At 39.7% G+C, this 25,178-nt stretch carries 21 protein-coding genes and 1 tRNA gene; 20 read left to right on the top strand and 2 right to left on the bottom strand.

Annotated features, from left to right (window positions below; all coding sequences use genetic code 11):
* The first annotated feature begins 164 nt into the window (after window positions 1-164).
* A complete protein-coding gene (locus RB214_RS05535) occupies window positions 165-611 on the top strand; it encodes an Hsp20 family protein (protein ID WP_024595972.1) in 447 nt (148 codons plus the stop codon).
* Between the two features lie 60 nt (window positions 612-671).
* Here RB214_RS05535 and RB214_RS05540 read toward each other — a convergent pair whose 3' ends face one another.
* Together RB214_RS05540 and RB214_RS05545 are read right to left on the bottom strand one after the other, a co-directional pair.
* Window positions 672-2,228 (bottom strand): cryptochrome/photolyase family protein, encoded by a 1,557-nt coding sequence (locus RB214_RS05540; RefSeq protein WP_309168578.1) that lies wholly within the window; start codon window positions 2,226-2,228, stop codon window positions 672-674.
* Window positions 2,229-2,517: 289 nt separating this feature from the next.
* Window positions 2,518-2,979 carry a globin domain-containing protein gene (locus RB214_RS05545; protein WP_309168579.1) on the bottom strand — a complete coding sequence of 154 codons (462 nt, stop codon included), beginning with the start codon at window positions 2,977-2,979 and terminating at the stop codon, window positions 2,518-2,520.
* A 434-nt stretch (window positions 2,980-3,413) separates the two neighbouring features.
* Between RB214_RS05545 and RB214_RS05550 the strand changes: the two genes are divergently transcribed.
* The 19 genes from RB214_RS05550 (at window position 3,414) to RB214_RS05640 (ending at window position 25,170) form a co-directional block, all read left to right on the top strand.
* Window positions 3,414-3,490 (top strand) — tRNA-Met (locus RB214_RS05550).
* A gap of 281 nt (window positions 3,491-3,771) precedes the next feature.
* Window positions 3,772-4,227, top strand: a complete 456-nt coding sequence (rimP, locus tag RB214_RS05555) for a ribosome maturation factor RimP (RefSeq protein ID WP_002958482.1) — start codon at window positions 3,772-3,774, stop codon at window positions 4,225-4,227.
* A gap of 39 nt (window positions 4,228-4,266) precedes the next feature.
* Complete coding sequence (nusA, locus tag RB214_RS05560) at window positions 4,267-5,766, top strand: transcription termination factor NusA (protein ID WP_182671311.1); 1,500 nt, start codon at window positions 4,267-4,269, stop codon at window positions 5,764-5,766.
* Window positions 5,767-5,791: 25 nt separating this feature from the next.
* Entirely contained in the window at window positions 5,792-8,452 is a 2,661-nt protein-coding gene (gene infB / locus RB214_RS05565; protein ID WP_309168580.1) for a translation initiation factor IF-2, read from the top strand.
* 109 nt (window positions 8,453-8,561) lie between these two features.
* Entirely contained in the window at window positions 8,562-9,044 is a 483-nt protein-coding gene (rbfA, locus tag RB214_RS05570) for a 30S ribosome-binding factor RbfA (RefSeq protein WP_002958487.1), read from the top strand.
* Window positions 9,028-9,987 (top strand): tRNA pseudouridine(55) synthase TruB, encoded by a 960-nt coding sequence (gene truB, locus RB214_RS05575; protein WP_309168581.1) that lies wholly within the window; start codon window positions 9,028-9,030, stop codon window positions 9,985-9,987. Before rbfA ends, truB begins: the two co-directional genes overlap by 17 nt.
* 153 nt (window positions 9,988-10,140) lie before the next feature.
* Window positions 10,141-10,410 carry a 30S ribosomal protein S15 gene (rpsO, locus tag RB214_RS05580; RefSeq protein ID WP_002958490.1) on the top strand — a complete coding sequence of 90 codons (270 nt, stop codon included), beginning with the start codon at window positions 10,141-10,143 and terminating at the stop codon, window positions 10,408-10,410.
* A gap of 619 nt (window positions 10,411-11,029) precedes the next feature.
* On the top strand, window positions 11,030-13,156 hold the full coding sequence (gene pnp, locus RB214_RS05585) for a polyribonucleotide nucleotidyltransferase (protein WP_182695332.1): 2,127 nt from the start codon (window positions 11,030-11,032) through the stop codon (window positions 13,154-13,156).
* 141 nt (window positions 13,157-13,297) lie between these two features.
* Window positions 13,298-14,176 (top strand): lipoprotein NlpI, encoded by an 879-nt coding sequence (gene nlpI / locus RB214_RS05590; protein ID WP_309168582.1) that lies wholly within the window; start codon window positions 13,298-13,300, stop codon window positions 14,174-14,176.
* A complete protein-coding gene (locus tag RB214_RS05595; protein WP_309168956.1) occupies window positions 14,163-15,338 on the top strand; it encodes a hypothetical protein in 1,176 nt (391 codons plus the stop codon). The genes nlpI and RB214_RS05595 overlap by 14 nt, the downstream gene beginning before the upstream one ends.
* Before the next feature lie 215 nt (window positions 15,339-15,553).
* On the top strand, window positions 15,554-18,346 hold the full coding sequence (locus RB214_RS05600) for a monovalent cation/H+ antiporter subunit A (protein WP_024603510.1): 2,793 nt from the start codon (window positions 15,554-15,556) through the stop codon (window positions 18,344-18,346).
* Complete coding sequence (locus RB214_RS05605) at window positions 18,346-18,699, top strand: Na+/H+ antiporter subunit C (protein ID WP_010554685.1); 354 nt, start codon at window positions 18,346-18,348, stop codon at window positions 18,697-18,699. Before RB214_RS05600 ends, RB214_RS05605 begins: the two co-directional genes overlap by 1 nt.
* A complete protein-coding gene (locus tag RB214_RS05610; RefSeq protein ID WP_165744019.1) occupies window positions 18,696-20,213 on the top strand; it encodes a monovalent cation/H+ antiporter subunit D in 1,518 nt (505 codons plus the stop codon). Before RB214_RS05605 ends, RB214_RS05610 begins: the two co-directional genes overlap by 4 nt.
* Window positions 20,213-20,749 (top strand): Na+/H+ antiporter subunit E, encoded by a 537-nt coding sequence (locus RB214_RS05615; RefSeq protein ID WP_002958499.1) that lies wholly within the window; start codon window positions 20,213-20,215, stop codon window positions 20,747-20,749. Before RB214_RS05610 ends, RB214_RS05615 begins: the two co-directional genes overlap by 1 nt.
* Complete coding sequence (locus RB214_RS05620) at window positions 20,743-21,012, top strand: K+/H+ antiporter subunit F (protein WP_007378493.1); 270 nt, start codon at window positions 20,743-20,745, stop codon at window positions 21,010-21,012. Before RB214_RS05615 ends, RB214_RS05620 begins: the two co-directional genes overlap by 7 nt.
* A gap of 9 nt (window positions 21,013-21,021) precedes the next feature.
* The gene (locus tag RB214_RS05625) at window positions 21,022-21,354 is read left to right on the top strand and encodes a Na+/H+ antiporter subunit G (protein WP_002958501.1); all 333 of its coding nucleotides are present in this window, start codon (window positions 21,022-21,024) and stop codon (window positions 21,352-21,354) included.
* A gap of 130 nt (window positions 21,355-21,484) precedes the next feature.
* Window positions 21,485-21,982, top strand: a complete 498-nt coding sequence (locus RB214_RS05630) for a DUF2059 domain-containing protein (RefSeq protein WP_024595964.1) — start codon at window positions 21,485-21,487, stop codon at window positions 21,980-21,982.
* Window positions 21,983-22,490: 508 nt separating this feature from the next.
* A complete protein-coding gene (locus RB214_RS05635; RefSeq protein ID WP_309168583.1) occupies window positions 22,491-22,934 on the top strand; it encodes a MerR family transcriptional regulator in 444 nt (147 codons plus the stop codon).
* Window positions 22,924-25,170 (top strand): heavy metal translocating P-type ATPase, encoded by a 2,247-nt coding sequence (locus tag RB214_RS05640; RefSeq protein ID WP_309168584.1) that lies wholly within the window; start codon window positions 22,924-22,926, stop codon window positions 25,168-25,170. The genes RB214_RS05635 and RB214_RS05640 overlap by 11 nt, the downstream gene beginning before the upstream one ends.
* The last annotated feature ends 8 nt before the right edge of the window (window positions 25,171-25,178 follow it).

Below are 25,178 nucleotides of genomic sequence, written 5' to 3' on the forward strand. Positions count from 1 at the left end.
TCTCTTGAAAACAATTTTACCGTCCATATATAGTTTAGTAGGACGCCTGATGGGTCCTAAATTAAACTTAAATAATTGAAATTTATATTGTTAATTAAACTTTGCTTGAGCTTGTTCAATAGAAGAGCACATGTAAAATATCGCTTAAATATGAGGGTATTATTATGCGTACAGTAGACTTATCACCACTTTATCGTTCATTTATCGGCTTCGAACATTTAGCATCACTTATGGATGCGGCAGCTAATACAGATAAGCAGCCAAGCTTTCCTCCTTACAACATAGAAGCACTCGATAAAGACAAATACAGAATCACTATGGCCGTTGCCGGTTTTAGCGATAACGAATTAACCATTGAGTCAGAAAATAACACATTAAAAGTTACAGGTACTAAAGCAAATAAAGATGAAAACGCAGAGCGTAAATTTATTCATCAAGGTATTGCTGAGCGTAACTTTGAACGTAAATTCCAGTTAGGAGATCACGTAAAAGTACTCGGCGCAGATTTAGCCAATGGCTTACTAAGTATTGACTTAGAACGTGAAATCCCTGAAGCGCTAAAACCACGCAAAATTGAAATTGGTAATAGCAATCTAATAGAAGGTAAATAATCTTCTAAAGTACATATTTCCCTGATTACTTAGCCGCCTCATTCGAGGCGGCTTTTTTGTTTACAGCGCTTCTAAATTATTAAGGTAGTAGGTTGCTTGTTGCAGCGTTTGTTCTTGGAGTGTTTTTTCTTGTTTATCCCAGTTTTTATATACCATACCAATACGTGGGTTCTTTTCTAGTCTGTCTCTGTGTTTATTCATGAAATGCCAGTACAGGCTATTTAGCGGGCAAGCTTTATCACCTACTTTTTGTTTAACATCGTACTGACAGCTTTTGCAGTAATCGCTCATCTTATTAATGTAGTTACCGCTTGCAGCATAAGGTTTAGTCGCAATTATTCCATCATCGGCAAACTGGCTCATTCCTCGGGTGTTGGGCATCTCTACCCACTCTATGGCATCGATATAAACACCTAGGTACCAGTTGTCTACGTCATCAGGGTTTATTCCTGTAAGCATGCAAAAGTTTCCAATAACCATTAGGCGTTGAATATGGTGGGCATAAGCGGTTTCAAGGCTTTGTTTTAATGAGTGGCTTAGGCAATTCATTTTTGTTGAGCTGTTCCAAAAATAAGATGGTAGTGTGTTTTTGGCTTGTAATTGATTTTTAACAGCGTAGTCGGGCATGTTAATCCAATAAATGGCACGTACATATTCTCTCCAACCTAATATTTGCCTAGTAAAGCCCTCTACTTGCGAGAGGGATATTTCACTTGGTCTTTGTTCGTATTCTCTTATTACACGTTTGATTACATATAACGGGTGGAGTATTTTTGCGTTTAGGGCAAACGATAATCGGCTATGGTACAAGCTGGTATTATTTTTACTTTGATCTGTCATCGCATCTTGAAAGTGACCAAAGCAACTAAGTAAATGCTCGCAAAAGTATTCTAGAGATTCAATAGCTTGTTTACGCGTTGTTGGCCACTCTAGTCTCTGATCGGCTATTTCGCCAAAGTAAACGATCTTGTGCTTATTTAAGCGAGAAATGATGCTCTTGACGTTATTATTGAATAGCTTAGGTTTTGGTATACACGCTAAGTCAGCTTTGGAAAATTTATTACGATTATTACTGTCAAAATTCCATTTGCCACCGGTTGGCTTAGTATCATCAACTAATATATTAAACTGCTTACGCATAGCACGATAGAAGTGCTCCATTGTCACATGCTTGTTTTTTGTAAAGCGTGTTTTTATATCGGTGAACGGTAATAAAAAATGTTCAGTATCTGTGGCAATTACATCAAATGAGCCATCACTTTTAAACTTAGCTAATTGAGACTTAAGCCTAAACTCATCAGGATATTGATATTCAATAGTTTCGCATTGGTATTTATCGGCAATTCGCTTGAGTAATTCAATTAAGTCTTTGTCGTCAGAGGTATCGTCAAGTGTCAAATGCAAAACATTAAAACCTGCCGTTTTTAATGCAGTTGCAAAGTTTTCCATAGCATTAAAAAAAGCACACAGTTTTTGAATGTGATGCTTAACGTAGTCGGTTTCTTGTTTTAATTCTGCGATGAGATAAAGCGTGTCGTCGTCTTTTTGTTTATACCATGAATGAGATGGGTTTAGCTGATCGCCTAGTATTAATCTAAGTGTTTTATGATGGGTCATAGTAAAGCCAAATTTTTTTATACGGGCATAGTTAATTAAACGATCGTTTTAATATTTTACAACAAGCAAATAGGAGTAATTAAGTGCATAACGACAATAGTTTGCTGTTTTTAATGCTGGGGATTAGTTGTTTCTTGAGTTTAATAATAGATTAGTAAAACGAATAGAGGCGATAAATAACGCAATACATTGTGCTGTTAGCAATAGGGCAAAAAAGTTTAACCGCATATCAAGGCGTTCCTGATTAAGGGGAGATTAAGTAAATTAAGTCTCCCCCCCAATTGAATATCTAAATTTTATTACTTTGCTTTTGCTGCATTCTTTGTTGTAACGAAACCACATTGGTAACGTTGAAAAGAACATTGCTTGCAAAGCTTTCAAAGTACCTAAGCGCTTTTTTCCAAGCGAGCTGACTCTCAGTAGTAAAATGTTTACCAAGGTGCTCTTCAAGGGTTTCGTAAAAAGCGTTAGATAAAAGGGCAATGTCACTGTGTGAAGCGCCGCTTTTTTTTAGATACATTAAATGGTGAGCTAAAAAAGGAGCTACCGATGCTGGTTTATCTAAATGCTTAACAATTCGTTCTAATACGCAAAAGAGGGTAAAGCTCTTTTCGTTAAACTGTAAGGCCGTAGGGTAATTCATCTCAATACTAGATTGGGCTAATTTACTATGAAATTTAGCCGTAAACGCATGAAAGTTAGGCTCAATAATTGTTAAGTTATTTAATAATGCTGATTGTTGTTGATTCATTTTTATCTCGTTGCAGTGAGTAATAACTATTATTATCAAGTAGGAATAATGTTGATTATAGCGGGCAGTTCAAATTCTGCACGTTTTTTAGTGTAAAAGTATGGCTTTTTGTTATATCTATTTACTTTCTGGTAATTAGTGATCCTTTAAAACGAATTTTAAGAGTTATTAAACTTCAGTTTATCTGATTTTTATCCTGAAATAATAAGCTACTACATTTTATGACTCAAGTATGGGCATTTTATAAAGTTGGCTGATTACTTATGTTACTTACATATACATTAAATTAGCATCTTGACGAATTGCAAATTTTATAAACTAATTGCGTATTATAGTTGCTAATTATCCTGTACATCCTTATAATAGCGGCTATTGTTTAGCGTGTTGTATAACAGCTAACAGCGATATTAAATTTAAGGTTTGATATCTATTGGCGCGGGATGGAGCAGTCTGGTAGCTCGTCGGGCTCATAACCCGAAGGTCGTCGGTTCAAATCCGGCTCCCGCAACCAATTCTACTAGTAGGTATTACCTTACTAATTTATATCGCGCATTCTAAGTAATGCGCGTTTTGCGTTTTAGGCTATGTAGTTTAATTAGGTCAGTTTACTGACTCGCAACCAAGCTTGGCCCTCGGCCACACAGTTTTATGCTTTATTGGTGTGACGCCCCGCTTGGTTCGGGGCGTTGTTGTATCTGCACCTTACGATTTGTGGCAATTGCTATCAAATTAAAATTTAAACTCAGTATTTTAGGGCTATAAGCCCTTTTTTTGTTTGTATGGAGGATTTTCGTGACAAAACTTGAACAAGATTTAGTAACCATGTTAACGCCTGCGGTAGAAATGTTAGGCTTTGAGTTGCATGGTCTTGAATTTGTACAAGCGGGTCGCCATTCTACCTTAAGAGTATATATTGCTCATGAGGATGGGATTTCAGTTGATAACTGTGCGGATGCCAGTCGCCAAATTAGTGCGATTTTAGACGTCGAAGACCCAATTACAAATGAATATGATTTGGAAGTATCGTCTCCTGGTGTTGATCGTCTATTATTCAAACAAGATCACTACGAGCAGGCGCAAGGAGAGGAAGTACGCGTGCGTACTAAACTTCCACAGGATGGTCGTCGTAATTTTAAAGGCGACTTAGTAGCAGTTAGCAGCGATATGATCACACTATCTAGCGATGGTGCAGAGCATCTGATCATGCTTAGTAACATCGAACGTGCGAATTTAATCGCGAAGTTTTAAATTCGAGTGCGAAGGAATAGGGCAAGCGAGGCATTACCCATGGCAAAAGAGATATTATTGGTTGCTGAAGCCGTTTCCAATGAGAAAGCGGTTCCAAAAGAAAAGATTTTTGAAGCTCTAGAGTTCGCTCTAGCGACAGCGACAAAGAAAAAACACGATGGCGAAATTGAAGTACGTGTAGCAATTGACCGTAAAACCGGTGATTACGATACGTTCCGTCGCTGGCAAATTGCCGCTGTATTAGAAGATGGTTCTTTAGAGAACCCATACAGCGAAATCACTCTAGAAGCAGCACAGGTTGAAGAACCTGATTTGCAAATGGGTGATTATGTTGAAGAGCAAATTGACTCAATCAAATTTGACCGTATTACAACACAAATGGCTAAGCAAGTTATCGTACAAAAAGTACGTGAAGCTGAGCGCGCTTTAGTTGTTGAAGCATACAAAGATCAAGAAGGCGAGCTGGTAACGGGTGTTGTTAAAAAAGCAACTCGCGATGCAATCGTACTTGATTTAGGTAACAACGCAGAAGCGGTAATTTACCGTGATGACATGTTGCCACGTGAAAACTTCCGCCCGGGTGATCGAATCCGTGGTCTTTTATATGAAGTTAAACCTGAAGCACGCGGTGCACAATTATTTGTAACGCGCTCTAAACCTGAAATGCTAATGGAATTATTCCGCATTGAGGTGCCAGAAATTGGCGAAGAGATGATTGAGTTACGTGCAGCTGCACGTGATCCAGGTTCACGCGCTAAAATTGCTGTTAAATCTAACGACAAACGCATTGATCCAATTGGTGCATGTGTTGGTATGCGTGGCGCACGAGTTCAAGCTGTATCGTCTGAGCTTGGTGGTGAACGTGTTGATATCGTACTTTACGATGACAACCCTGCACAATTTGTTATCAATGCAATGGCGCCAGCAGAAGTTGCTTCAATCGTAATGGATGAAGACACTCACTCAATGGATATCGCTGTAGAAGCCGATAACCTAGCACAAGCAATTGGTCGTAATGGTCAGAATGTTCGTTTAGCAAGCCAATTAACTGGCTGGGAACTAAACGTAATGACTGTTGAAGACATGCGTACTAAAAATGAAGCTGAATCTGATAAGTTACTTAACTTATTCACTGAAAATTTAGATATAGATGATGAGTTTGCATCATTACTTATTAACGAAGGTTTTTCGACACTTGAAGAAGTGGCGTATGTACCTGCGTCTGAATTTTTAGAAATTGATGGTCTTGATGAAGATACTGTAGATTTATTGCGTTCACGCGCAAAAGATGCATTGACAACTAAAGCACTTAAAACGGAAGAAAGCTTAGATGGCGCAGAGCCAGCTGAAGACTTACTTGCGCTTGAAGGCTTAGAGCGTCACTTAGCATTTGTTATGGCAAGCAAAGGTGTTGTTACACTTGAAGACTTGGCAGAGCAAGGTATTGACGAATTAGTTGATATCACAGAACTTTCATCTGAAAAAGCGGGTGAACTGATTATGGCTGCACGAAACATTTGTTGGTTTGCAGACGAGTAATTTATTAACGGAGGTATTACACACTATGGCAGAAGTAAATGTTGAAAAACTAGCCGGCGATATAGGTACAACTGTTGATAAATTGCTACAGCAGTTTTCACAAGCAGGTATCACTAAGCAAGCAACTGATAACGTAACAGAAGCTGAAAAAGCAACGTTACTTGATCATTTAAGCAAGCATCATGGTGGTACAGGTTCAGATGGCCCAGCGCGTATGACTTTACAACGTAAGAGCAAAAGCACATTAAGTGTGACTGGTTCTACGGGTAAAGCTAAAGATGTTCAAGTTGAAGTTCGCAAAACACGTACCTACGTGAAGAAAAGCGCAATGGAACAAAAACAAGAGCAAGCACGCTTAGCCGCTGAAGAAAAAGCCCGTCTTGAACAGCAACAAAAAGCTGAACAAGAAGCCGCAGAATTAAAAGCGAAACAAGAGGCAGAACGTAAAGCGAAAGAAGAAGCTGACCGTAAAGCCAAAGAAGAAGCTAAACGCAAAGCTGATGCAGAGCGTAAAGCGAAACAAAAGCAGATGACCCCAGAGCAAAGTGCTAAGTCTGAGAAAGATCGCATAGAAGCTGAGCGTCTGCAAAAAGAAGCAGAAGAGGCCGCATTGAAGAAAGCTGAAGAAGAAGCGAAACGTCAAGCAGAAGAGGCAAGAAAGCTAGCTGAAGAGAATTCAGCACGCTGGAAGAAAGAAGAAGAAGAACGTAAGAAACGCGAAGAAACAGCGGATCACCATCTTACGACTTCGACTTATGCACGTGAAGCAGAAGATGTTGCCGATGCTCGTGATGAGCAAGGCACTCGCCGTGCTAAGAAAAAGAAAAAAGCGCCAGCAAAAGATAAATTTGCAGCGTCAAGAGGCCGTAACAAGTCTAAATTAAAAGCACCAGCATCGCTGCAGCATGGTTTCCAAAAACCAACTGTTGATGTTAAAAATGAAGTGCGTATTAGCGAAACAATTACAGTAGCTGAGCTTGCATCACGCATGGCAGTTAAAGGCGCTGAAGTTGTTAAAACAATGATGAAAATGGGTGACATGGTTACTATTAACCAAGTGATTGACCAAGAAGCTGCACAACTAGTTGCAGAAGAAATGGGTCACAAGGTTATCATTGTTAAAGAAAACGAATTAGAGCAAACAGTACTTAACGACCGCCATGAAGATGGTAAGTCAGAGCCTCGTGCTCCAGTAGTAACTGTAATGGGTCACGTTGACCATGGTAAAACATCGACTCTAGATTACATTCGTTCTGCGAAGGTTGCTTCTGGCGAAGCCGGTGGTATTACACAGCATATTGGTGCATACCATGTTGATGTAAACGGCAATATGATTACCTTCTTAGATACTCCAGGACATGCTGCATTTACATCAATGCGTGCTCGTGGTGCTAAAGCGACAGATATCGTAATCTTAGTGGTTGCAGCAGATGATGGTGTTATGCCACAAACTAAAGAAGCGGTACAGCACGCACGTGCAGCTGGCGTTCCTTTAATCATTGCTGTAAATAAAATGGATAAAGAAGGCGCAGATCCAGATCGCGTTAAAAACGAACTAGCTCAGCTAGACGTTATCCCTGAAGAATGGGGCGGCGATACGCAGTACGTTCATATCTCAGCTAAAACTGGTCTAGGTATTGATGACCTTCTTGAAGCCGTACTTATGCAATCTGAGCTTTTAGAGCTTTCAGCACCTACCGAAGGTATGGCTGCAGGTGTTGTTATTGAATCTCGTCTTGATAAAGGCCGTGGTCCAGTTGCATCAGTACTTGTTCAATCTGGTACGCTTAACCAAGGTGACATTGTATTATGTGGTCTTGAGTATGGCCGTGTTCGTGCAATGCGCGATGAAAACGGTAAAGACATCAAGTCGGCAGGTCCATCGATTCCAGTGGAGATTTTAGGTCTTTCTGGTATTCCAGCTGCGGGCGACGAAGCAACTGTAGTTAAAGATGAGCGTAAAGCGCGTGAAGTTGCTTTATACCGTCAAGGTAAGTTCCGCGATGTTAAACTAGCACGTCAGCAAAAAGCTAAGCTTGAAAACATGTTTACCAACATGACTGAAGGTGATGTTTCTGAAGTTAACGTGGTACTTAAAGCAGACGTTCAAGGTTCTATCGAAGCAATCTCTGATTCACTAACTAAACTTTCTACTGATGAAGTGAAAGTGAAGATTGTAGGTTCTGGTGTTGGTGGTATTACTGAGACTGATGCGACACTAGCTGCAGCGTCTAACGCAATTGTAGTTGGCTTTAACGTTCGTGCTGATGCTTCTGCTCGTAAAGTGATTGATACTGAAAACTTAGACCTTCGTTATTACAGCGTAATTTATTCCTTAATCGAAGAAGTTAAGCAAGCAATGTCAGGCATGCTAGCACCTGAATTTAAACAAGAAATCATTGGTCTTGCGCAAGTTCGTGACGTATTCAAGTCTCCAAAAATTGGCGCAATTGCTGGTTGTATGGTTACTGAAGGTGTTATTAAACGTAGCGCTCCAATCCGTGTACTACGTGAAAACGTGGTTATCTATGAAGGTGAACTTGAGTCACTTCGTCGCTTTAAAGACGATGTTGCTGATGTTCGTAACGGCATGGAATGTGGTATCGGCGTTAAGAACTACAATGACGTACGTGTTGGTGACCAAATCGAAGTATTTGAAACAGTTGAAGTACAACGTACTCTTTAATTGTTAGCTCGCTAAACTAATAAATGGGGGCTTAGCCCCCATTTGTGTATCCATTATTTAATTAGCTTATTATTAAATTTCAATAAGTTATGATTTTAGGACAAATGCAATGAGAGAATTTTCTCGCACTGATCGTGTTGCACAGCAAATCCAAAAAGAAATTGCTGTAATTTTACAACGCGAAATTAAAGATCCACGCTTAGGTATGGTGACAGTGTCAGCGGTAGAAGTATCGCGTGATTTATCTTATGCCAAAATTTTCATCACTGTGTTTAACACACAAGATGAAGATGCAGCTAAGCAAAGCGCTAAAGTACTTAATGAAGCAACGGGTTATATTCGCTCGTTACTTGGTAAGCGTATTCGTGCTCGTATAATGCCTGAGTTAAAGTTTGTAGTTGATAATTCACTGATGGAAGGTATGCGTATTTCTAATTTAGTGGATTCTATTATCCGCGAAGATAACGCAAAGCATGTCGATGAAGATGTAGAAAGTGTTGATGCTGATATTTCAGATAGTGAACAAAGTACTAAGCACGTAGAAGATACAGATAGCGAAGAAGGCACTGATACAGATGGCAAAGCGCAGTAAAGGCCGTGCAGTTGACGGTATTTTGTTGTTAAACAAACCGCAAGGCATTTCATCAAATAAAGCTCTGCAGCAAGCGAAAGGTGTTTATTTTGCACAAAAAGCTGGCCACACTGGGGCTTTAGACCCGCTTGCTACAGGTATGCTGCCAATTTGTTTTGGTGAGGCGACTAAGTTTACGCAGTTTCTACTCGATACAGATAAAACCTATATCGTTCGTGCAAAACTGGGTGAGCGTACAACGACATCAGATTCTGATGGCGAAATCGTAAGCACGAAAAATGTGAATGTGACGCGTGAGCAGTTAACAAAAGAAATTGCAGCTTTTGTTGGAGAGTCAGATCAATATCCATCAATGTACTCAGCACTTAAGTATCAAGGTAGACCATTATATAAGTACGCACGAGAGGGTATTGAAGTCCCTCGTAAATGCAGAAAAATAAATGTGTTTAGCTTATCGTTTGACGAATTTGATGAACAAAACAACGTATTACAAATGACGGCTCATGTATCAAAAGGGACGTATATTCGTACAATCGTTGATGATTTGGGCGAAAACCTAGGGTGTGGCGCACACGTTATAATGCTTCACAGAACTGCTGTTGGTCAGTATCCGGCAGATAAAATGGTTTCGCTTGATGAAATTGAAGCGTTGCTTGCTAAAGCGAAAGCAGAAGAGCTTGCGCCTTCTACTTATTTAGACTCGTTGTTATTACCTATAGACACTGCTTTAACTGATTTACCTGTTATTGAAATTTCGAAAGAGCAGGGCAAAGTATTTAGTCATGGGCAAGCAGTCGAGTTACCTGAAGCTTTACCTGAGGGGGCAATTAAAGTTGTTGCGGATGGTGTGTTTATTGGTACTGGCGAGCGCAACTCAAGTGGCCATTTAAAGGTTAAACGTGGTCTTGCTAGCCAGCAAGATGATTACGTAAAGCCTGAATAAGCAATTAGTGTGCCCAGCAGTGGCTTATTAGTTGTAGATGGGAATAATTAACTTGTAGTTATTCCCACAGTTGGTAGAATACGCCGGCTTAATCGTTTTGGCTGAATTAGTGATCGGCTAAGACACCTTTTAAATTTAATTTTTGGAGTTACTATGTCACTAAGCAATCAAGAAAAAATCGATATCATTGCTAAATTTGCACGTGCAGAAGGCGATACAGGTTCATCAGAAGTACAAGTAGCATTACTTACTTATGATATCAACAAGCTTCAAGGTCACTTTGCTGATCACAAGCATGACTTCCACTCACGTCGTGGTCTGCTTCGTAAAGTAAGCACTCGCCGTAAACTACTTGATTACCTTAAAGGTAAAGATATCACTAGTTATACTGCACTAATCAAAGAACTTGGCCTACGTCGTTAAGAACTAGATTATAGAAATGGGAGCTTTTTAGCTCCTTTTTTTGTGCCTAAAATTTGTGTTTTAAAATAAAACAAATATATAAACTTATTGAATTATATTGTAAAACTCCTATTTCATAGCTTATCAAGCATCGTTGTATTTACCCACTCATTAGCCCAGCTTAAATCTAGTAGCTAGTGTGTGTTGACCTTTCGTGATTAATTTTGCAGCTGTATGTTTGGTCTTCAGGCAAGGCAGCGCCTATGTAGTGTGGTTATTCCCCATAAATAGGCGATAACGCAGCATAAATGCCAAACATGCGCTGCCCTGGGGTTCATCCTAGGGGCGATTAACTCTTTGTTGCTCGATTTTTACTTAGCCCACTAGGTTACAAATCTCGCGCCGTGATTAAATCGCCCCTAGATTGAACAAATTTCAATCCACAAAGATCAACACACCCTAGACTCGCATTTTGAAGTAGCTTTGGTATATACTATGCGCGTAGGTAAAAAGGTTTATCTGCAATTATTCACATCATTGCCAATTGTAGTACTTAATTGATTTCCAACTGAATACAATTATGTACTGTAATTGGTACTTTGATGACAACTTATTAGAATACATTTAAGGAATATTTTAAGTGCAAGCAATTATTAAAGAATTCAAACTAGGTCAACATACAGTGACTCTAGAAACTGGTGCAATCGCTCGTCAAGCAGACGGCGCTGTACTTGCAAGCATTGGCGACACTTCAGTTTTAGTAACTGTTGTTGGTAAGCGTGAAGCACAACCTGGTCAAGACTTTTTTCCACTAACCGTTAACTACCAAGAGCGTATGTACGCTGCTGGTCGTATCCCTGGTGGTTTCTTAAAGCGTGAAGGCCGTCCTAACGATGGCGAAACTCTTATTGCACGTCTTATTGACCGTCCAATTCGTCCACTTTTCCCAAGCGGCTTTGTAAACGAAGTACAAGTTATTGCTACTGTTGTTTCTGTTAACCCTGAAATCCAACCTGATATGGTTGCGATGATTGGTACTTCAGCAGCACTTGCTATCTCTGGTATCCCATTCAGTGGTCCAATTGGTGCATCTCGTGTTGGTTACATCAACGGCGAATACGTACTTAACCCTACATTAAAAGAGCTTGAAGAAAGCCAACTTGATTTAGTGGTAGCCGGTACTGATAAAGCGGTACTTATGGTTGAATCAGAAGCTAACGTACTTGCAGAAGACGTAATGCTTGGCGCTGTTGTATATGGTCATGAGCAATCTCAAGCGATCATTACTGCAATCGAAGAATTTAAAGCAGAAGCAGGCAAGCCTACTTGGGATTGGACTGCACCTGAGAAAAATGTTGCACTAGAAGATAAAGTAGCAACTATTGCTGCTGAAAAAGTAGGCGCAGCTTACTTAATCACTGATAAAGTAGCGCGTAAAGAAGCTCTTGGTGAAGCTAAAGATGAAGTTGTTGCAGTATTAACAGCTGAACTTGCTGAAGGCGAGTCTTTAGACAAGCAAGAAATTGGCAAAATCTTCGGTTCACTTGAGAAGAAAATCGTTCGTGGCCGTATCGCTGCTGGCGAAAAACGTATCGATGGTCGTGAACCAGATATGATTCGTGCACTAGACGTAATGACTGGCGTATTACCGCGTACTCACGGTTCTGCTATCTTTACACGTGGTGAGACTCAAGCGTTAGTAACAGCGACACTTGGTACAGAACGTGATTCACAGTTAATCGACGATTTAACTGGTACTCATAAAAACCACTTTATGCTTAACTACAACTTCCCTCCATTCTGTGTAGGTGAAACTGGTTTTGTTGGTTCTCCTAAGCGTCGTGAAATCGGCCATGGTAACCTTGCTAAGCGTGGTATTTCAGCTGTAATGCCTACACTTACTGAGTTCCCTTACTCAATCCGTGTAGTATCTGAAATTACTGAATCAAACGGTTCTTCTTCAATGGCGTCTGTTTGTGGTACTTCTCTAGCACTTATGAACGCGGGTGTACCAATTAAAGCATCTGTTGCTGGTATTGCGATGGGTCTAGTTAAAGAAGACGATAAATTCGTTGTTCTTTCTGACATTTTAGGTGATGAAGATCACTTAGGTGACATGGACTTTAAAGTTGCTGGTACTGCTGCAGGTATTACTGCACTTCAAATGGATATCAAAATCGAAGGTATCACTCAAGAAATCATGCAAATTGCGCTTAAACAAGCAAAAGCTGCACGTTTACATATCTTAGAAGTGATGGATGAAGCGATTTCTGCTCCTTCTGAAGAGCTATCAATGTTTGCTCCTCGCATATACACAATGAAAATCCCACAGAAGAAAATCGCTGAAGTTATTGGTAAAGGTGGCGCAACTATTCGTCAGCTTACTGAAGAAACTGGTACAACGATTGAAATCGGTGACGACGGTACAATTAAAATTGCCGCTACAGATGGCGAAAGTGCAGCTAATGCAATTAGCCGCATTGAGCAATTAACAGCTGAACTTGAAGTAGGTACTATCTACGAAGGTAAAGTTGTACGTATCGTAGACTTCGGTGCGTTTGTAAACATTCTTCCTGGCAAAGATGGTCTAGTACATATTTCTCAAATTAGTACTGAGCGCGTTAATAACGTGGCTGATCACCTTTCTGAAGGTCAAGAAGTTAAAGTTAAAGTACTAGAAGTAGATCGCCAAGGCCGTGTACGTCTAAGTATTAAAGAAGCAATGGAATCAGCAGCACCTGCAGCTGACGCGCCAACTGACGCGTAATTGCTAACTTATTAATCTAGTTATATTAGCTAGATAGTAAAAAAGGGGCTGTTTAGCCCCTTTTTTTATGCTTTAATGAAACCTTATTGGACAAGGTCTGTCTTATATTAATCGCGATATATCTTGGTATTAAGGATTTTAATGATACTCAAACATTTAGCTTTGGCATCTTTTGCTATTTTGTCTTTAAGCGCTTGCCAAACTACAACAGAATCAGAACCAACCCCGATTGTTAATGTGCCATTTACTGCACCTTTAGCTTCTGACTTTAGAAGTGAAATTGCTATTGCACGCTACTCAGAGCTATTAAATAGAGCCGATTTAAGCGAAGAGCAACAAGCTAAGCTTTATTACGACCGTGGTGTACTTTTTGATAGTCTAGGTATGACAACTCTTTCACGTATTGATTTTAATCGCGCAGTAAAGCTTAAGCCTGATTTAGCTGAAGTGTATAATTTTTTAGGTATTCAACATACGCTTATGCAGCAGTATGAAAAAGCCTATGAGTTTTTCGATTCTGCCCTAGAACTTGATGAAGAGCATGAATACGCCTATTTAAATCGTGGTATCGCACTGTATTACGGCGACAGAGCAGGCCTTGCTAAAAATGATTTTAATGAATTTTTAGCTCGCTCTCCAAAAGATCCGTACCGAGTTTTATGGGTTTATTTAGCACAAGCACAAGAGGATAAAGCCGTTGCGCTTGATGCACTTAAAAAAAATGCCACTGCGCTTGATGAATCACAATGGGCGTACCAGTTAATTTCTCTTTATACGGGGGATATGAGTGAACATGCATTTTTATCTGGCATTAGTGATGGTGTTAGAACTGAGCAAGAATATGCGCAGCGTTTATGCGAAGCTTATTTTTATTTAGCTAAAATGCATCAAGCAGCAGGTGAGCTGTATTTAGCATCAGACTACTTTAGGCTTGCGCTAGCAACTAATGTACACGAGTTTATTGAGTACAAATATGCGCGTTTAGAGCTTGAGTTGATGCAAGGTGTTGACGCAAGTTAAGCGTTTTAAATTAATAGGTGTATTACTATGTTGTTTGTTAATTACAGGCTCGAGTAATCACCTAGGCGCTATTGGCTTTTGGCATGTTTTAAACGCAAAAGCTAATGTGCTACAAAGTTATTGGAAATCACCTGGTTATTTTTCTGATCACTTAGAGCAGTTACCAAATACCTCTTTAGCTATACTTGCCCGCAGTAAAATTTCTTCAGCCCAATATATGTATTCTCTTAAGCTTATTAAAAACAGTCAGAGCGATACTGCAAAACAATTTTGGCTCACAGCATTAAATGACTTAACAATCCCAGAGCGTAAAATATTAGCAACAAAGTTACTTGAGCACTCACGTTGGAGCGATTTAAAGTTACTCGCTAGTAAAAACAAATTACCAGCAGGGGATGTGCTAAATCATCTAAAACTTCAGTTAAAAACACCACAGAGTAAAGTATCTAGTGAGTTTATCCACGCTCTCGGTTTTTCATCTTTAATAAATATAAGTAAACCTAATAAGCAATGTATGTTTAACGTGCTGACTATGAGCGATCATCGTAGAGGCTTATATAAACTCACCGAGTTTATTAATGCTTATAATAAACAGCCAGAGCCCCGTGAAAATATTTTTTGCTTTTCAAAACCTGTTTACGTTGCAGGTATGCTTGAGTGTAAAAGTAGCACTAATCAAATAGCAAAGTGTGACTGGCAATCAGCTAAACTCAATAACCAGCTTCCTAACAATTTTGATTTTATAGTAATGATGCCAAAAGATGGAACGGCTAATGTTACTAAAGGAACAATGCTAATAAACTCAAAAGCAAAATACAGTGTGTTTTTGCATGAGCTGATGCATTTTAACGGTTTTGAAGATGAATATGCTTTGCCTAAAACTAAACAAGCATGGTTGTGTGCAAAAACAGGTTTTGTGGCACCTAATTTATTTATTTCTCATGATGAGTCGCCCCCAATAGGCTGGCATAAAGCAAAGAGTTGCCAGATAGGTGGTGTTGCATATAAACCTAGTGAAAATTGGTCTATTATGCAATATCAGCAGTTAGGGCTCTCGGCGCAGTATAGAGAGATTTGGTTGAAGCATTTAGATATGACCAATGGTAATTCTTATCGCCACTCCAGCGCGCTTACATTTGCAAATAAGGCTATATTAAATTAACAATTATCACTATTAATTAATTGTTTTTGTAGGCTTAATAAATTGTTAGTTCATGTTTAAAAAACACCCATACAGAACCGCTTTTTATAGACAAAATCAGTGTTTTTCAGTATAACTATAGTCATTAATGTCGTTTAAAAACAGGCAGTAAAAGCATCCCTTAGTATTAAAAAGAGATGCCCTGATAAACTTATGATTATAAAAGGCCCTACATTATGACTTTGCTCTGGATACCCTTGTTATCCTTAATTGGCAGTGTTATTTCTGCATGCACAGGTAAGTTATCCCGCAATTTAAGCACTAGTTTAACGGCTCTTGCGCCTTTAACGGCTTTGGGAATAACTTTATACCATGCACCTGCAGTTTTAGCGGGCGAAACCATTCGTTACTCTTTCGCTTGGATCCCGTCAATAGGGCTCGACCTATCTCTGCGGTTAGACGGCCTCAGTTTATTGTTTATGTTTATGATTTTAGGCATAGGCTTGCTCGTTATCCTCTACACGCGTTACTACCTCAGTGCCAACGACTCAATGGCTAAGTTATATAGTTATTTAATGCTGTTTATGACCGCAATGCTTGGCATTGTTATGTCTAACAATGTTATTCAGCTGTGGTTGTTTTGGGAATTAACGAGCATCAGCTCATTTTTATTAATTAGTTTTTGGTGGCATAAGTCTGAAGCGCGAAAGGGTGCTCGTATGGCTCTTGCTGTAACAGGCGCGGGCGGCTTAGCGTTACTTGCAGGCTTAATGCTATTAGGTGATATTGTTGGTAGTTATGACCTAGATGTTATCCTAGCGAGTAAAGCGATAATTCAATCTCACGATTTATACGAAGTAGCATTAGTATTGGTGCTATTGGGTGCGTTTACTAAATCGGCACAATTTCCATTTCATTTTTGGCTTCCTCATGCAATGGCAGCGCCTACGCCAGTGAGCGCGTATTTACATTCTGCAACCATGGTAAAAGCCGGTATATTTTTATTAGCACGTTTTCATCCTGCCTTAGCTGGCACCGATACGTGGTTCTTACTTGTTGGGTTAACAGGTTTAGCTACGCTGTTGTTTGGTGCTTATATAGCATTATTCAAACACGATTTAAAAGGATTGTTAGCTTACTCAACAATAAGCCATTTGGGTTTAATAACGCTATTACTCGGGCTTGATACTGAGCTTGCGACTGTTGCTGCTATATTTCATATAATTAATCATGCAACGTTTAAAGCGTCGTTATTTATGGCCGTTGGTATTATCGATCATGAAACAGGCACGCGCGATATGCGTAAATTAAATGGTATGTGGCGATACTTACCATACACTGCAACGCTTGCAATGGTCGCGGCGGCTGCAATGGCAGGGGTTCCATTACTTAATGGTTTCTTGTCTAAAGAGATGTTTTTTGCAGAAACGCTGCATCAGCAAGTGCTTGGTTCTATGTCGTGGTTAATTCCAGTACTGGCAACGGTTGCAGGCGCATTAGCTGTTGCGTACTCCGCACGCTTTATTCATGACGTGTTCTTTAATGGTGAGCCAATCGATTTACCTCGCACGCCGCACGAACCGCCACGTTATATGCGGGTACCAATAGAAATATTAGTTGTGATTTGTTTACTAGTGGGTATGTTCCCACACTTTACAATTGATGGCATTTTATCTGCGGCGTCTTTAGCTGTACTTGGAAAAGAAATGCCAGTTTACGAATTGGCTATTTGGCACGGGTTTAACTTGCCTCTATTAATGAGTGCAATGGCGATTGCTGGCGGTTTATTTATTTATATTAATCGTAAATATCTATTTCAGTTTCAAGCGTCATTACCACCTTTAAATGCTAAAAAAACCTTTGAACGTGTAATTTTAAGTGTTGTTGCTTGGTGTCAGTCAAAGGTAAGCAGTATCGAAAATGGATCGCTGCAGCGCTACCTAGTAATTATGTTAGCGGTAGTCTTACTGTGTGCCGGTTGGCCATTATTTGAAATGCAACAACTTGCTGGCAGCATGCCACTTACCCCTGTTGATGTGCACAATGCAATTGGTGCGGGCTTATTGATTATTGGTGCTCTTGCTACCGTTATTTGGCATCGCTCTCGAATGGTATCGTTGTTAATGCTCTCAATCGTAGGGTTAATGGTATCGGTTGTATTCACACGCTTTTCTGCTCCTGATTTAGCACTTACACAGTTAACTGTTGAGGTTGTTACTATTATTTTACTTATGCTTGCATTGTTTTTCTTGCCCCAGCATACGCCAAAAGAATCAAGTTCATTACGCGTACTTCGAGATTTAGGAATTGCCTCTACGTTAGGTGTAGTTATAGCGAGTATCTGTTATGCATTACTTACACGTCCATTAGATTCAATCTCAGACTTCTTTATTGCTAACGCTAAAATTGGTGGCGGTGGTACTAATGTAGTTAACGTTATTTTAGTCGACTTTAGGGGCTTTGATACGCTTGGTGAAATTACCGTATTAGGCATTGCCGCATTAGGTATATTTAAAGTACTTTCTCGAATCCCATTATTTATGCCAGCAAGTGACAGCGAAGGGCGCCCATGGGCACGAGAGCGCCACCCAATCTTACTGGCGAGTATTTCACAAAGTTTATTACCGCTTGCGTTATTGGTTTCTGCATATATTTTCTTACGCGGACATAACTTACCTGGCGGTGGCTTTATTGCAGGACTGGTAACGTCAATCGCGTTTATTTTGCAATACATGGCGCATGGTACAGCATGGATAAACGGACGTTTTGATGTTAATTATCGTAAAATCATAGCTTCAGGCATTGGTATTTCACTGTTCACTGGTGTGGGTAGCTGGTTCTTTGATAAGCCATTTTTAACAACTTGGTTTGACTACTTTGATATTCCGTTTGTCGGTAAAACAGAGCTTGCCAGCGCGATTGCATTTGACCTAGGTGTTTACTTAACGGTTGTAGGCGCTACGCTAATGATTTTGGCAAGCTTAGGTAATATGACGGCAGATACCCAGAAAAAAGAGGTAAATATTTAATGGAATTATTGTACGCATCTTGCGTTGGAGTATTGGTCAGTTGCGGTGTGTTTTTACTGCTAAGAGCTCGTACGTTCCCTGTAGTACTTGGACTTACTATGATTTCATATGCTGTTAACTTATTTTTGTTTTCAGCAGGTCGTCTTACTATTAATAAAGCGGTAGTGCTTGGTACTGGTACAGAATACGCCGACCCATTACCTCAAGCTTTAGTGCTTACAGCTATTGTTATTGGTTTTGCGATGACCGCATTCGTGGTTATTTTGGCAATACGTGGGCGCGCCGATTTAGGTAGCGACCATGTTGATGGTTATGTGCCTAACACCTCGGCAGATAATAAGGAGCAAAAATGATCCAACATTTAGCTTCGCTCCCTATTTTATTACCTATGCTGACGGCTGTTATTTTATTGCTACCGCCATGTGGTAAAAGCGTTAAAATTCGCCGCTTAGTTTCAATTGTAATGGCAATAGCTACTTTTGCAATTAGTGTGCTTTTACTTGTACATGTTAATAATACAGGTATTAACGTTTACGCTATTGGCAATTGGTCTGCACCATTTGGAATAGTCTTAGTAGCCGATATGTTGTCTACCTTATTGGTTACGTTAACTTCATTTTTAGGTTTGGGCGCTATTTTATATGGTAGTGCTGGCGATGATGAAAAAGGCAGCTTTTATCACCCACTTGTTCACTTTTTGATATTAGGTGTAAATGGCGCGTTTTTAACTGGCGATTTATTTAACCTATTTGTATTTTTTGAAGTGCTACTGATTGCATCTTATGCATTGTTAATGCACGCAGGTGATAAACAAAATACTCGTGCGGCATTGCAATATGTAATATTGAATTTAGTTGGCTCAAGCGTATTTTTAATTGGTTTGGGTATTTTGTACGGTGTGCTTGGTACGCTTAATATTGCAGATATGACGCAAAAGGTATCACTACTTACAGGTGATGATGTATATCTAGCAAAAGCAGGTGGCTTACTACTATTAATAGTATTTGCTTTAAAAGGCGCACTATTACCTCTGCATTTATGGCTTCCAAATACTTACGCAAGTGCTAAACCTGTGGTTGCCGCATTGTTTGCGATTATGACCAAAGTAGGCGTTTACGCTATGCTTCGTGTTTATACGGTGATATTTGGTGAACAAGCCGGAGCGCTTGAACACATGGCGCAGCCTTGGCTTTGGGGCTTAGCAATTGCGACCATTATAGTAGGTGCAATTGGTGTGATGGCAGCACAAGACTTACGTAAACTCACCTCTAACTTAGTATTAGTATCGGTAGGTACGCTGGTTGCGCTAATAGCATTGCAAAATGTAAATGCCACTGCTGCACTTTTATATTATTTAGTGCATTCAACACTTGTTAGTGCCGCACTATTTTTACTAGCAGACTTAGTTTCAATCCAGCGCGGTAAAGTTGGCGATAGACTAGTAGCAGGTCGCTCTGTAAAACAGCCATTTTTATTAGGTGTGTGCTTTATTATTGCGTCTTTAACGGTAGTTGGTATGCCACCACTGTCAGGCTTTGTAGGTAAAATTTGGATACTTAAAGCGACATTAAACAGTGAGCAAGCTTTATTATTTTGGCCAGTATATTTAGTAACAAGTTTTGCGTTGCTAGTAGCGCTTTCGCGCGCTGGCACAACTTTGTTCTGGGAGCATAGAAGCAAAAATAGCGAAAATGCCGATTGTGCAAGTGCACACCCGGTGCAGGTAACTGTAATTATAGCTTTACTTGCATGTTCGCCATTGCTCGTTATTTTGGGCGGACCAATAAGTGAATATATGCTAAATGCTGCTACTCAGTTACATGATCTAAGCGGCGGTATTAATGCTGTACTTAAAGGAGGCATGTGATGAGATTACAAGCCCGTTTTCGTTGGTTACCAACGCCATTTCGTAGCTTATTTTTGTTTATGGTTTGGTTATTGTTAAACAATAGCGTATCGGTAGGGCACTTAGTATTAGCGACTATTTTTGCGATACTCATCCCTATATTAAGTTTTTCGTTTCGAGACCCTCAGCCACTGATTTTAAAGCCAGGCTTGGCGCTTAAGCAGTTACTTATAGTGCTGTACGATATTGTTGTTGCAAATTTACAAGTGGCTTTACTTATACTTGGGCCATCAAAAAAATTGCGTCCGGCCTTTATAAAAGTTCCTATAGATTTAACACACGACATGCCAATTACTATATTGGCTAGTTGTGTATCGCTTACACCTGGTACTGTGAGTGCAGAAGTTTATCCAATTGCTGAGTCGTTACCTGAAGGTGAAGAGCCAACGCAACGCTACTTACTGATACATGTGCTTGACCTTAAAGATGAAGAAGCACTTATCAAACAAATAAAACAACGCTACGAAGCTCCACTAAAGGAGATATTTCAATGTTAGACACCGTATTACTCATTGTTTTTTCGATGATTGGCTTATCATTATTGCTTAATTTATGGCGATTGATCATCGGTCCGTCAGTGCCTGACCGTGTTTTAGCGCTCGATACTATGTACATTAACGTCATCGCACTGATTATTTTATACAGCATTAGTATGGATACAGGGCTTTATTTTGAAGCTGCACTGCTCATTGCCATGCTCGGCTTTATAAGTACGGTTGCAGTGTGTAAGTATTTACTACGTGGCGATATAATTGAATAAGGTGAAAACATGATCAGCGAATGGGTTGTATCAATATTATTGTTATTTGGTGGTACGTTTATTTTAATTGGCTCAATAGGTTTAATTAAACTACCTGACTTTTTTATGCGTTTGCATGGACCAACTAAAGCAACCACGTTAGGCATGGCGAGTATGTTAATTGCGGCTATGGTTTATTTTGCAAGTTCAGAGCATGGCCTAAGTGTTAAAGAAATACTCATCACTATATTTTTACTAATTACAGCACCGATTAGTGGTTACATGCTAATAAAGTCAGCTATTCATCATAAGCTAAAAGCCAAAGAAGGCACTAAAGGCCTAGATAATGTAGAAGACGACTAACGCAAAAATTAATTTATAAAAGGCCGAATAAATTCATTTTATTCGGCCTTTTTAATGATTGCTTGTACCCTTTACAATACAAATTATTCATGTGACTATAAATCCATTATTTATATGAAAGGATATTATTATGGGTAAGGTACTACTTTTATCATTGCTAATTTTTTCTAGTAGTTTATATGCTGAACAAAATACTAAGCAGCAAAAAATAGATGAACTCATTAGTGTAATGAATTTAGATTCAATGGTTGATTCTATGTACGGCCAGGTTGAAGGTATGATGAAAGGCATGTCAGACCAAATGGGTGTTAAGCCTTCTGAGCAAGCTATTTTTGATAAGTACTACGGCGACATGACCACGGTATTAAAAACTGAGATGAGTTGGGCTAAAATGCAGCCAATGATGGTCAATGTATACGATAAACATTTTAGTGAGCAAGAAATTGCCGATATGTTAGCATTTTATAAAACAGATACAGGGCAAAAAATACTCGAAAAAATGCCTGTTGTAATGCAAGAGTCTATGCAAATGTCACAAAGCTTAATGAAAGATGCTATGCCTAAAATACAAACTTTAGCGCAGCAACTAAGCGACGAATTAGAGCAAAGCCGTAGCGAATCAAACTAGGGCAGCGCATGTTTGGTATTTATGCTGCGTTATCGCCTGTTTATGGGGGATAACCACACTACATAGGCTCTGCCTTGCCTAAAGACCAAACAGTCTGCATAAATTAAATCACCAATGATCAACACGCCCTTAGATTAATACGCGCCTTACTTAGGCGCTTCTCTGCTAAATTACGCCCCCTTCAGATAATACATGGCCAATATCAGCTTAAGTTAATTATGTTTGTGTCACTATACCAATGAGCAACAATACATAATCAATTTGAGGGAATAAATTCGGCGCTAACTGCGTTAAACATTTTTGAGATACGACTGCATGGATGCAGGGGCAATTAATAATAACAACTAAATAACGAAACCTTTGCTCTGTTATCCACTCGATTTATTGTCTTAAATAGAGCACTTAATTAAGCCAATTAGTATTATTTTGTTACTTTTAAAATAGCCATTGACCTATGTGTTGCACCTAGGTTTATTATGAAGCTATTGAAACACGACGGAGCTAAATTATGTATGTTAAACAACTTGCCAAGTTAATGGGCGTGACTGCCGATACTGTTCGTCATTACACACGAATTGGGTTACTTCATCCAATACGCAGTGAAGGAAATGGCTATCAAGAATATACAAAGCAAGACCAGCAGCGTTTAAAGTTTATTATTAGCTCTCGTCAACTTGGTTTTTCTCTCAAAGATATTCAACACATTATAGGCGAGTCTGAGCAGGGGAATTGTCCTTGTCCGTTAACGCGTAAACTCATTACTAAACGCCTAGAAGAAACCGAAGCACTATTTCAAGAAACATTAAAGTTACGAAACAGAATGCATGCAGCTCTGGCGCAATGGGATACATCAGCCGATGGTGCAAATGCCAGTGACGTATGTAGTTTAATAGAATCTTTTGTTGATCCAATAAACGATTCTGCAAATAAGGAGCAGCGTAATGACGACTAATACAAAAGACACCGCGCAAAACTTTATTATTGAAGGTGCTAATTGCGGCAGTTGTGTGGCTAAAATTGAAAAAGCCCTTAATAGCGTGCAAGGTGCGCAAAATGTAGAAATGAACTTTGCACAGCGTACAGTACGTGTAGAAGGTAAAGCCCGCGAAAGCACGCTTATTAAAGCAGTCGAAAACATTGGTTATTCAGCTAAGCCAATGAGTAATGAGTCTGATCAAGATGCACTTGATGAAAAAGCAAAGTCGGACGAGGCACATTATAAAAAGCTAATGCGTAATATGATATTAGCGTTAGGAGTCGGTGCGCCGTTAATGATATACGGGCTTATTTTTGATATGAGTGTGACCACCGACACACAACGAATAGCCTGGTTTTTAGTGGGTATAGTCACGCTTGTGGTTATGGCTATATCAGGTAAGCAATTTTACAACGGTGCATGGCAGGCATTCAAAAACCATGCTGCCAATATGGATACATTAATAGCGCTTGGTACAGGTACTGCGTGGTTGTATTCAATGTTAGTAGTAATAGCACCAAACTTATTACCACAAGTTGCAAGACACGTATATTTTGAAGCATCATCGATGATCATCGGTTTAATTAGTTTAGGGCTCGCTTTTGAAGTAAAAGCACGTGGGCGCACCTCACAAGCAATTAAACGCTTAATTGGCCTGCAACCAAAAACTGCACGCGTAATTCGCGATGGTCAAGAGCAAGACATCGACATTAGTGATGTTGTAAAAAATGATGAAGTACGCGTACGCCCTGGTGAAAAAATCCCTGTGGATGGCGATGTTATTGAAGGCAGCAGTACGGTTGATGAGTCAATGCTTACTGGTGAGCCAATGGCTGTAAGCAAAAAAACGGGTGACAAAGTCGTTGCCGGAAGTATTAATAAAAGTGGCACTTTATTATTTAAAGCCACGCACATTGGTAGCGAAACCACACTTGCCAATATTATCAATATGGTAAAGCGTGCACAAAACTCAAAGCCATCAATAGGGCGCTTAGCTGATGTTATATCAGGAATATTTGTACCAACAGTCATGATTATTGCGGTGCTTGCAGGCCTTGTATGGTTAAACTTCGGACCTGAGCCATCAATTGCTTATGCCGTTGTTGCAGTTACCACTGTACTTATTATTGCTTGTCCTTGTGCGCTAGGGCTCGCAACCCCTATGTCGGTTATGGTGGGTATTGGTAAAGCTGCAGAGTCAGGAATATTAATTCGAAATGGTGAGTCGCTGCAAACAACATCTAAAATCACCACCATGATTTTAGATAAAACAGGCACTATTACTCAAGGCGCACCGCAAGTTACCGATGTAGTTACCTTTAATAACAGTGATGAAAATACAGTAATGCAACGTGTTGCAAGCCTTGAAAGTAGCTCAGAGCATCCACTGGCCCAAGCAATTACGGCACACGCTAAAAAGCAGGGCTTAGCTTTAAGTAAAGTAGCCGACTTTAATGCAATTACAGGCAAAGGTGTCACTGGTAGTGTTGACGGGCAAACATTGTTGTTTGGCAATAAAGCGCTAATGGATAAATACAACGTGGCCGTTGATGATGCCACCGAGCAAGCTCAAACACTTGCCAGTGATGCTAAAACGCCCATGTATTTTGCAAGTAATAATAAGCTCCACGCTATTATTGCAGTAGCCGATCCAATTAAAGAGGATTCAGTTGAAGCTATTAAACGCCTGCAAGATAAAGGTATCCACCTAGTTATGCTAACAGGTGATAACAAAGCCACTGCACAAGCCGTTGCTAAACAAGTTGGTATTGATGACTTTATTGCAGAAGTAATGCCCGATGATAAAGTAAACGAAGTAACAAAACGCCAAGCAAATGGTGAAATAGTGGGTATGACAGGTGATGGTATTAACGATGCTCCCGCACTTGCACAAGCCGACGTAGGATTTGCAATTGGTACAGGTACCGATGTTGCAATAGAAAGTGCAGACATTACCTTAATGCGTGGTTCGTTACATGGTCTTGCTGATGCAATTGCAGTGAGTAATGCAACTATTTCAAATATTAAACAAAACCTATTTGGTGCCTTTATTTATAACGTGGCGGGTATTCCGATTGCAGCCGGCGTGTTGTATCCATTTTTTGGCATCCTACTTAACCCTGTTGTTGCAGGTGCAGCTATGGCACTTTCATCGCTTACAGTGGTAAGTAACGCTAATCGCTTACGTTTTTTCAAACCAAATAAATCGTAATTTAAGCT

The organism is Pseudoalteromonas sp. HL-AS1, assembly GCF_031198785.1.
Taxonomy (GTDB): Bacteria; Pseudomonadota; Gammaproteobacteria; order Enterobacterales; family Alteromonadaceae; genus Pseudoalteromonas; species Pseudoalteromonas distincta.